The organism is Micrococcus sp. KRD096 (assembly GCF_017168495.1).
In the GTDB taxonomy this organism is placed as follows: domain Bacteria; phylum Actinomycetota; class Actinomycetes; order Actinomycetales; family Micrococcaceae; genus Micrococcus; species Micrococcus luteus.
The window spans coordinates 1-396 of sequence record NZ_JABFAY010000059.1; the positions used below are offsets into that span (position 1 = coordinate 1).

The 396-nt window shown below is 71.5% G+C and carries 2 protein-coding genes; both read left to right on the top strand.

Translation table 11 applies throughout. The annotated features are described in order from the left end of the window. A partial coding sequence (locus J1M41_RS11545) for a LysM domain-containing protein (RefSeq protein ID WP_206451787.1) occupies window positions 1-290 on the top strand: 290 nt, incomplete at its 5' end. Window positions 291-301: 11 nt separating this feature from the next. Further along, on the top strand, window positions 302-396 hold a 95-nt coding region (locus tag J1M41_RS12400), incomplete at its 3' end, for a holin (RefSeq protein ID WP_206451788.1).

Here is a 396-nt window from a genome sequence, read left to right on the forward strand (position 1 = left end):
AGGCCGGCACCGTCCACCGCGTCGTCGCCGGCGACACCATGAGCCGCATCGCCCGCACCGCGAAGGTCTCCCTCGACGCGCTCATCGCCGCCAACCCCAAGGTCCACCCGGACCGCATCGAGATCGGCCAGGTGATCGCCCTGCCGATCAGCACCTACACCGTGCGCCCCGGCGACTCCTGGTGGGCGATCGCCTCCCGCCACGGCACCACCCACGGCGCGCTCGCCGCCCTCAACGGCAAGACCACCGCCGACACCATCCACCCCGGCGACGTCCTCCGCGTCGCCTGAAGGAGAACAGCATGAGCATCTACGCCACGTCCGCGTTCTGGCAGGGCGCCGGGGAGAGGGCGGTGAAGACCTTCGCCCAGGCGCTCCTCGGTGTCCTCATGAGCGG